This is a genomic window from Streptomyces sp. NPDC059455, from assembly GCF_042750115.1.
In the GTDB taxonomy this organism is placed as follows: Bacteria; Actinomycetota; Actinomycetes; order Streptomycetales; family Streptomycetaceae; genus Streptomyces; species Streptomyces endocoffeicus.
On sequence record NZ_JBHYVB010000321.1, the window covers coordinates 1 to 9,258 of the forward strand.

General features: G+C 72.4%; 9 protein-coding genes and 1 riboswitch. All 9 genes read left to right on the plus strand.

Going from position 1 to position 9,258, the window contains the following annotated elements; genetic code table 11:
- Positions 1-429 precede the first annotated feature (429 nt).
- Positions 430-560: riboswitch (FMN riboswitch) on the plus strand.
- 156 nt (positions 561-716) lie between these two features.
- Positions 717-1,838: a bifunctional diaminohydroxyphosphoribosylaminopyrimidine deaminase/5-amino-6-(5-phosphoribosylamino)uracil reductase RibD gene (gene ribD / locus ACFXB5_RS50755; RefSeq protein ID WP_385222166.1), complete on the plus strand. Its 1,122-nt coding sequence runs from the start codon at positions 717-719 to the stop codon at positions 1,836-1,838.
- A 1-nt stretch (position 1,839) separates the two neighbouring features.
- Positions 1,840-2,475, plus strand: a complete 636-nt coding sequence (locus ACFXB5_RS50760; RefSeq protein WP_385222169.1) for a riboflavin synthase — start codon at positions 1,840-1,842, stop codon at positions 2,473-2,475.
- A 91-nt stretch (positions 2,476-2,566) separates the two neighbouring features.
- Complete coding sequence (locus ACFXB5_RS50765) at positions 2,567-3,901, plus strand: bifunctional 3,4-dihydroxy-2-butanone-4-phosphate synthase/GTP cyclohydrolase II (RefSeq protein ID WP_385222171.1); 1,335 nt, start codon at positions 2,567-2,569, stop codon at positions 3,899-3,901.
- A 109-nt stretch (positions 3,902-4,010) separates the two neighbouring features.
- Positions 4,011-4,496 (plus strand): 6,7-dimethyl-8-ribityllumazine synthase, encoded by a 486-nt coding sequence (gene ribH / locus ACFXB5_RS50770; protein WP_020867014.1) that lies wholly within the window; start codon positions 4,011-4,013, stop codon positions 4,494-4,496.
- Between the two features lie 24 nt (positions 4,497-4,520).
- Entirely contained in the window at positions 4,521-4,805 is a 285-nt protein-coding gene (locus ACFXB5_RS50775; protein ID WP_385222175.1) for a phosphoribosyl-ATP diphosphatase, read from the plus strand.
- 96 nt (positions 4,806-4,901) lie between these two features.
- Entirely contained in the window at positions 4,902-5,750 is an 849-nt protein-coding gene (hisG, locus tag ACFXB5_RS50780) for an ATP phosphoribosyltransferase (protein WP_385222178.1), read from the plus strand.
- A gap of 56 nt (positions 5,751-5,806) precedes the next feature.
- Positions 5,807-6,262, plus strand: coding sequence for a PH domain-containing protein (locus ACFXB5_RS50785; RefSeq protein WP_201854507.1), 456 nt, complete (start codon positions 5,807-5,809; stop codon positions 6,260-6,262).
- A gap of 321 nt (positions 6,263-6,583) precedes the next feature.
- Complete coding sequence (locus tag ACFXB5_RS50790) at positions 6,584-7,948, plus strand: hemolysin family protein (RefSeq protein ID WP_385222184.1); 1,365 nt, start codon at positions 6,584-6,586, stop codon at positions 7,946-7,948.
- Positions 7,945-9,054: a hemolysin family protein gene (locus ACFXB5_RS50795; RefSeq protein WP_385222181.1), complete on the plus strand. Its 1,110-nt coding sequence runs from the start codon at positions 7,945-7,947 to the stop codon at positions 9,052-9,054. Before ACFXB5_RS50790 ends, ACFXB5_RS50795 begins: the two co-directional genes overlap by 4 nt.
- The last annotated feature ends 204 nt before the right edge of the window (positions 9,055-9,258 follow it).

Here is a 9,258-nt window from a genome sequence, read left to right on the forward strand (position 1 = left end):
CCGCGTTTTTTCTCCCCGCCCCGCCCCTTCTCGAATCGGGGGCAGGCCCCCGGCCTCCGTCCGGAAACGGTCTCCGCGCCGCGGCACCCGGCTGGGGCCGGGGTGCCTTGCGGGTGGCAGGGGGCGGGGGTGGCCGTCACCCGCCACCTGCGTGGCGCCGGAGCCCCACGGCATGAAGGCCGCTCCCGGGCGGGGTCCGGGGCTCGCCCCCGGTTCGGGAAGGGGCGGGGTGGGGAATTCCTCCCGGGCTCGGGTGCGGAAACCGCTCCGAACCGTCGGGCGGGGAAACCGTTCCCGTCCGGGGTGGGGGATCTGGCCCGGACCGGGGTGGGGGTCCCTCCGGGGCTCGGATGGGTGAGGGAGGCCACACGGGGGTTGCCTCCCAGCTGGGCTGATGGCCATGGCACACTGGGCCCGTACCAGTGACGTCAGCGCACTCCGGGGTCGGTGAAAATCCGAACCGGCGGTTACAGTCCGCGACCCGTCCGCCGCCAGCGGCCGGTTGACCAGGTGAAATTCCTGGACCGACGGTGAAAGTCCGGATGGGAGGCAGTGCGCGGCGGTAGCGACATCACCGGTGCGCCGCCTCGGCGGTTCGCCCTCGCGTATGCGGGATGCGGACTCTTCGCCGATCCCGGCGTGCTGGCGGCGGCGTTCCCGCTTCCATGTCATCTCGACAGCCCCGGAGTCCGTGCCCGAAGAGGCAGGAGGACCCGGTGGCCACCGCAGCCGAAGCCCAAGCGATGCGCCATGCCGTCGCGCTCGCCGCCCGCGGCCTCGGCCACACCAGCCCCAACCCCGTCGTCGGCTGCGTCATCCTCGATGCCGGTGGCCGCCTTGTCGGCGAGGGCTGGCACCAGCGGGCCGGCGGTCCGCACGCCGAGGTCCACGCGCTGCGCGCGGCGGGGGAGCGGGCCCGCGGCGGCACCGCCGTCGTCACCCTCGAACCCTGCGACCACACCGGCCGCACCGGCCCCTGCTCGCAGGCCCTGATCGCCGCCGGGATCGCCCGCGTCCACTACGCCGTCGCCGACCCCACCGCCCAGGCCAAGGGCGGCGCCGCGACCCTGGCCGCCGCCGGGGTCGAGGTCGACGCCGGGCTGCTGGCCGACGAGGCCGAGGCGGTCAACGAACCCTGGCTGACCGCGATGCGCCGCGGCCGCCCCTTCGTGCTGTGGAAGTTCGCCGCGACCCTGGACGGCCGTAGCGCCGCCGCCGACGGCACCAGCCGCTGGATCACCTCCGCCGAGTCCCGTGCCGATGTGCACCGGCTGCGCGCGGAGGCCGACGCCGTCGTCGTCGGTTCCGGCACCCTGCGCGCCGACGACCCCCACTTGGCCGTACGGGACCGGGAGGGCGCCACCCAGCCGCTGCGGGTCGTCGTGGACACGGGCGCCACCATCAAGCCCGGCGCCCGGGTCCTGGACGACGCCGCGCCCACGCTCATCGCCGTCGCCGAGGACGCGGGTATCGCGCATCTGCCGCGGCGGCCGGGCGTGGAGACCGTAAGGCTGCCGCGCGCGGAAACCGGTCTCCGGATCCCCGCGCTCCTGGCCGAGCTGCACGGCCGCGGGGTGCGCTCCGTCCTGCTGGAGGGCGGGCCCACCCTCGCCGGGGCGTTCCTCGCCGCGGGCGCCGTCGACAAGGTCGTCGGCTATCTCGCCCCCGTCCTGCTGGGCGCGGGCCCCGCCGCCCTCGCCGACGCAGGAATCACCACCATCGCGCAGGCGTTGCGCCTCGAGACGGCCGATGTGGCCCGGCTCGGTCCCGATCTGCGCGTCACCGCCGTCCCCATCGCCGTTCCCGCCGCCCCCGCCCCCCTCGCCGAGGAGAACTGAAGTGTTCACCGGAATTGTCGAAGAACTGGGTGAGATCGTCGCCATCGAGCACCTGGGCGACGCGTCCCGCTTCCAGGTACGCGGCCCCGTCGTCACCGAAGGGGCGAAGCACGGCGACTCCATCGCCGTCAACGGCGTCTGTCTCACCGTCGTCGACATCATGGAGGACGCGGAGGGCACCCGGTTCAGCGCCGATGTGATGGCCGAGACCCTGAACCGCTCCAGTCTCGGCGCGCTCGACATCGGCTCGCGGGTCAACCTGGAGCGCCCGATGGCGCTGGGCGGGCGGCTCGGCGGCCACATCGTGCAGGGCCATGTGGACGGCACCGGCGCCATCGTGGACCGCAAGCTCTCCGAGCACTGGGAGATCGTGAAGATCTCGCTGCCCGCCGAACTCAGCCGCTATGTCGTCGAGAAGGGCTCCATCACGGTGGACGGCATCAGCCTCACCGTCGTGGACGCGGGCCCCGACTACTTCACCGTCAGCCTCATCCCGACGACCCTCGCGCTCACCACGCTCGGGGTCAAGCAGGCCGGGGATCCGGTCAACCTCGAGGTGGACGTACTCGCCAAATACGTCGAGCGGCTGCTCGGACGGGACAACGGCACGCAGGACGACAAGGAGGCCACCGCATGAGCGGCGCGCACGCGGCCGCCGGGCCGCACACGGCGACGATGCCGGCGCCGCTGCGCCGCGTGGGCGGAGAAGCGAGTGAAAGGGACGCAGCATGAGTGAGGCATACGCGGTGACCGACCCGCATCCGAGCAGCGGCCCGGCCGCGTCCCTGCGGGCCACGCAATGGCCCGACGAACTGGCGCTGGACCCCATTGAGCGCGCCATCGCCGATATCGCCGCGGGCCGCCCCGTGGTGGTCGTGGACGACGAGGACCGGGAGAACGAGGGCGACCTCGTCGCCGCCGCCGAGACGATCAGCCCCGAGATCGTCGCCTTCATGATGAACGAGTGCCGTGGGCTCATCTGCGCGCCCATGGAGGTCGCCGACCTCGACCGGCTGCGGCTTCCGCAGATGGTCGAGGAGAACACCGAGTCCATGCGGACCGCCTTCACCGTCTCGGTCGACGCCACCGCCGAACACGGCGTCAGCACCGGTATCTCCGCCGCCGACCGGGCCACCACCCTGCGGCTGCTGGCCGACCCGGACACCACCCCCGGCGACCTCGTCCGCCCCGGCCACATCTTCCCGCTGCGCGCCCGCCCCGGCGGGGTGCTCGAGCGCGATGGCCACACCGAGGCCGGGGTCGACCTCGCCCGGCTGGCCGGACTGCGCCCGGCGGCCGTGATCTGCGAGATCGCGGGGGAGGACGGTGCCATGCTGCGCCTGCCCGACCTGGTCGCCTTCGCCCACAAGCACGACCTGGCGATCGTCTCCATCGCCGATCTGATCGCGTACCGCAAGCCCGCCGAGCCGCTGGTGCGGCGCGAGGCCGAGACCCGGCTGCCCACCGCCTTCGGCGACTTCCGGGCGTACGGCTATCGCGCGGCCGACGGCGTCGAGCACATCGCGCTGGTCCAGGGCGACATCCGGGACGGCGAGGACGTGCTGGTCCGCGTCCACTCCGAATGCCTCACCGGCGATGTCTTCCACTCGCTGCGCTGCGACTGCGGCCCTCAGTTGCACGCCGCGCTGGAGCGGGTCACCGCCGAGGGCCGGGGCATCGTCCTGTATCTGCGCGGCCATGAGGGGCGCGGGATCGGACTGCTGTCCAAGCTGCGCGCGTACGAGCTCCAGGAGCTGGGCCGGGACACCCTGGACGCCAATCTGGAGCTCGGGTTGCCCGCCGACGCGCGGGACTACGCCGCGGGCGCGGAGATCCTCGCCGACCTCGGCGTGCACTCGCTGCGGCTGATGACCAACAACCCCGAGAAGACCACGGCGCTGGTCCGGCACGGGCTGCGGGTCACCGGCAGGGAGCCGATGCCCGTCCAGGCGGGGGAGCACAACCTCCGCTACCTCCGCACCAAGCGGGACCGGATGGGGCATGACCTGCCCTGGCTGGACGGCGACCGCGTCGAGCCCATATCGGCTTGCGGCAACCAGTAGCCACACAGAACCGGTAGCCGTACGGACGCACATCCACGCACCACCACAGAAACACCAGAAACACCAGAAACACCAGAACATCGGAAAATCAGAAACACCGAGGAGAGACGTGAGCGGTAAGGGCGCCCCCGAACTGTCCGTGAAGAACTGCGGGGACCTGCGCGTCGCCGTCATCGCCGCACAGTGGCACGAGAAGGTGATGGACGGGCTGCTCGACGGCGCCCTGCGCGCGTTGGGCGAGCTCGGTATCGACGAGCCCACCGTGCTGCGGGTGCCGGGCAGCTTCGAATTGCCGGTCGTCGCCAAGGTGCTCGCGGGCCGCGGCTATGACGCGATCGTGGCCCTGGGCGTCGTCATCCGTGGCGGCACCCCGCACTTCGACTATGTGTGCCAGGGCGTCACCCAGGGGCTGACCCAGGTCAGCGTGGACACCGGCGTGCCCATCGGCTTCGGCGTGCTGACCTGCGACACCGACGAGCAGGCCCTGGACCGGGCCGGGCTCGCGGGCTCCAGCGAGGACAAGGGCCACGAGGCGGTCACCGCGGCCGTCGCCACCGCCACCACGCTGCGCTCAGTCGCCGAACCCTGGCGCTGAGGGGCGTCGCACGACCCAAGTAGGATGACGGACACGATGCCCAAGAAGACGTTCGAGGAGCTCTTCGCCGAGCTCCAGAAGAAGGCCGCCACGGCCGACCCCGCCGCTTCCCGCACCGCCGAGCTGGTCCACTCCGGAGTGCACGCCATCGGCAAGAAGGTCGTGGAGGAGGCCGCCGAGGTGTGGATGGCCGCCGAGTACGAGAGCGACGAGGCGACCGCCGAGGAGATCTCCCAGCTCCTTTACCACCTTCAGGTGATGATGGTCGCCAAGGGGCTGACCCTCGACGACGTCTACGCCCACCTCTGAACCCCCCGTCAACCACCCTCGCTACCGAGCCCTCCACCCTCGCTACCGAGCTAGCCGAGTCACCGAGCTACCGAGCCACCGAAGGAAAGAGCACTCATGCTGCGCATCGCCGTCCCCAACAAGGGTTCACTGTCCGAGCCTGCGTCGGCGATGCTCCATGAGGCGGGCTACCGGCAGCGCAAGGACCGCAGGGAGCTGGTCCTGGTCGACGCGGAGAACGAGGTGGAGTTCTTCTTCCTCCGCCCCCGCGACATCGCCGTCTACGTGGGCTCCGGCCGGCTCGACATCGGCATCACCGGCCGCGATCTGCTGCTGGACTCCGGCTCCCAGGCCGAGGAGATCATGCAGCTCGGCTTCGCCGGGTCCACCTTCCGCTACGCCACCCGTTCCGGCACGGCCAAGGACGTCAGCGAGTTCGGCGGGATGACCGTGGCCACGTCCTTCGCCGGACTGGTCACCAAGCACCTCGCCGACAACGGTGTGGACGCCGCCGTGGTCCACCTCGACGGCGCCGTCGAGACCGCCATCCAGCTCGGTGTCGCCGAGGTCATCGCGGATGTGGTCGAGACCGGCACCACCCTGCGCAACGCCGGGCTGGAGATCATCGGCAAGCCCATCCTGGAGTCCGAGGCGGTCGTCATCCGCCGCACCGGCGACCCCAGCGACGACCCCAAGGTCCAGCAGTTCCTCCGCCGGATGCAGGGCGTCCTGGTGGCCCGGCGCTACGTGATGATGGACTACGACATCCGGGTGGAGCAGGTGGAGCGCGCCGTGGCGCTCACCCCGGGCCTGGAGTCGCCCACCGTCTCCCCGCTGCACCACGAGGGCTGGGTCGCGGTCCGCTCGATGGTCCCCGCCAAGGACGCCCAGCGGATCATGGACGAGCTCTACGACCTGGGGGCACGGGCCATTCTCACCACCGGCATCCACGCCTGCCGCCTCTGACGGCCGGCCCCGTCCCCGCCCCCATCCCGTTCCCTCCCATCCGAGAGGCCGACCAGGTGTCCGCCGCCGCGCCCACCCCCGCCCTGCCCGTCACCTTCCGGCCGACCAGGACCCGGGCCGTCCTGATGACCGTCGGTGTCGCCGTCCTGGTCGTCCTCACGGCCGTCGCCCTGCTGTTGGAGCGGCTGGGGCCGGGGGAGCGGGCCAGCTTCATCCTCACCGGACTGCTGTTCTTCGGGGTGCTGACGCTGCTCAGCCGCCCCAAGGTGGTGGCCGAGGAGGGCGGTGTGACGGTGGTCAACCTCACCACCAAGCGCCGGCTGGAGTGGGCGGAGGTGCTCCGGGTCAATCTGCGCCCCGGTGACCCCTGGGTCTATCTGGACCTCGCCGACGGCACCAGCCTGCCCGCGATGGGCATCCAGCCGGGCATCGCCAAGGCGCACGCGATCAGCGACGCGCGGGCCCTGCGCGCCCTCGCCGAGCGGCACGGGACGGGCCGTGCCGCGGACTGAGCCACCCGCCCGTACCGCCCGGCCCCGGCGGTGTTGAGCAGCCCCTTTACGTCCGCTTCCGCCCCACTGCCGGGCGGGCCCCACGAACCGGCCGACGAGCGGATCGGCACTCCAACGGCGTGAGGGGCCTGCCCGTCATGCCCCATCCTTGATTACTCTGTTGCCGGGGCCGAACAGTGCCCCGCCCCGCCTCTCCAGCGCGCACGCCCGCGTGCGCCCCTGGCGGGCTCCCCTGCGACCCGAGGAGTGACTCCCTCAGCAGATGGACGGATCGTCCTGTAGTACCTGCGCCGCCGCCGACCACGAGGCGGCGGCATGAGCATCACCCTTTCCCTCCTGCTGCTGTCCGCGGCACTCGTCCTGATCCTCGCCAACGGCTTCTTCGTGGCCGCCGAATTCGGCCTGGTCACCGTCGAGCGGCCGGAGGCCGAGCGAGCCGCCGACGAGGGCGACAAGCGCGCCCGTACCGTCGTCGAGGCGTTGCGCGAGCTGTCCTTCCAGCTCTCCGGCACCCAGCTCGGCATCACCATCACCTCGCTGATCGTCGGCATGCTGGCCGAGCCCGCGCTCGGCCATCTGCTGACCACGCCGGTGGAGGCGGTCGGGCTGCCGCACGGCGCCGTGTCCGGTGTCGCCATCGTGCTCGGCATGCTGCTGGCGTCCGCCGTCCAGATGGTCATCGGTGAGCTGGTGCCCAAGAACTGGGCGGTCTCCCGGCCGCTGCAGGTCGCCCGCTTCGTCGCGGGCCCGCAGTACGCCTTCGCCCGCTTCTTCCGGCCCGTGATCGCCCTGCTCAACACCGTGGCCAACCGGCTGGTGCGGGCGCTGGGCGTGGAGCCCACCGAGGAGCTGGCCTCCGCCCGCACCCCCGGTGAGCTGGTCTCGCTCGCCCGCCACTCGGCGCTGGCCGGCGCGCTCGAGCAGGACACGGCCGATCTGTTCGTCCGCACCCTCTCGCTGGGCGAGCTGACCGCCCAGCATGTGATGACCCCGCGGGTGCGGGTCAGCGCGCTGCACTCCACGGCGACCGCCGTGGATGTGCTCAATCTCACCCGGGCCACCGGGCTGTCCCGCTTCCCCGTCTACCGCGACCGGCTGGACGAGGTCATCGGGATGGTGCACCTCAAGGACGCCCTCGCGGTGCCGTCCGACGACCGGCTGCGCACCCCCGTCAGCCGGATCGCCCAGTCCCCGGTGCTGGTCCCCGAGACACTGCCGGTCCAGCCGCTGCTGGAGCGGCTGCGCAGTGAGCAGCCGATAGCCGTGGTCGTCGACGAGTACGGCGGCACGGCCGGTGTGGTCACGCTGGAGGACATCGTCGAGGAGCTGGTCGGCGAGGTGCGCGACGAGCACGACGACGAGGCCGCGGACCACCCCGACCTGGTACAGACCCTCACCGAGGACGGCCGCACCGTATGGGACGCCGACGGCGGCTGCCGCGTCGACACCCTGCGCCGGATCGGCCTCGACGCGCCCGACGGGCCGTACGAGACCGTGGCCGGGCTGGTGGCCGATCTGCTGGCGCGGATCCCCGCCCCCGGCGACATCGCCGAGCTGCCCGGCTGGAAGCTGGCCGTCCGGCAGGTCAGCCACCACCGGGCGGAACTGGTGCGCATCGTCCGTACGAGTACGCCGCCCGTGCAGATGAGTGCCCCCGCCGTGGCCGGGAAGGCGGACGGACGATGAGTCTGGTACAGCTTCTCTTCGCCGTTCTGCTGGTCCTCGCCAACGGCTTCTTCGTGGGCGCCGAGTTCGCCCTGGTCTCGGTGCGCCGCAGCCAGATCGAGCCGCGCGCGGCCGAGGGCTCCGGACGCGCCCGTACGGTGCTCACGGGCCTGGAGAACCTGCCGCAGATGATGGCGGCCGCCCAGTTCGGCATCACCATCTGCTCGCTGACCCTCGGCGCGGTCGCCGAGCCGACCGTCGCCGAGCTGCTGGAGCCGGTCTTCCACGCCGTCCACCTGCCCGAGCAGCTGATCCATCCGCTCGGCTACGCCATCGCGCTCGCCCTGGTGGTCTTCCTCCATCTGGTCATCGGCGAGATGGTGCCGAAGAACCTGGCCATGGCGGCGCCGGACCGGACCGCGCTGTGGCTGGGCCCCGGACTGGTCGCCTTCGCGCGGCTGTGCCGACCGGTCACCGCGCTGCTGGGGGCGTGCGCCCGGCTGGTGCTGCGGCTGTTCCGGGTGGAGCCCAAGGACGAGGTCGAGGCCGTCTTCACCAGCGAGCAGCTGACCCATCTGGTCGAGGACTCCCGGCAGGCCGGGCTGCTCGACCCCGGGGAGCAGGAGCGGCTCGCGGACGCCCTGGAGCTGGGCAGCCGCCCGGTCACCGATGTCCTCCTGGACCCGGCGGGTCTGGTCACGGTCGATCCCTCGGTCACCCCCCGGCAGATCGAGGAGCTGACCGTGCGCACCGGCTACTCGCGCTTCCCGGTGCGCGGCCCCGGCGGCGCCTTCATGGGCTATCTGCATGTGAAGGACGTCCTGGAGCTCGAGTTCCCGGAGCGGGCCGTGCCGCAGCGGGTCTGGCATCCGATCGAGACGCTCCGGGCGGAGCTTCCGCTGGACGACGCCCTCACCGCGATGCGCCGGGCCGCCTCCCATCTGGCGGCCGTCGCCGACGCGTCGGGCACGGTGCTGGGGCTGGTGGCCCTGGAGGACGTCCTGGAGAAGCTGGTCGGCGAGGTCCACGACCCCTCCCACCGGGGCGGGGCCCGGGACCGGGTGGCCGAGCCCAGGGGCGAGGTGGCGCCCGCGCTCTCCGAGGAGGAGCGGGCGATGGTCGGCTGACCACCGCGGTCGCGCTGCGGTTGCGCCTGCGGCGCGCTTTCCCCTACCCGCCCCTTCCCGAACCATGGGGCTCTGCCCCCTGGACCCCGGACGCACTTCGGGCGTGGGGGGACAGGCCCGGGGCGGGGGAAAAAAGACCCCCCCCGGGGGCCCACCCAACCGGGGGGGGGGGGGGGGGGTGTTCGGGGGGCGGGGGGGGGGCCC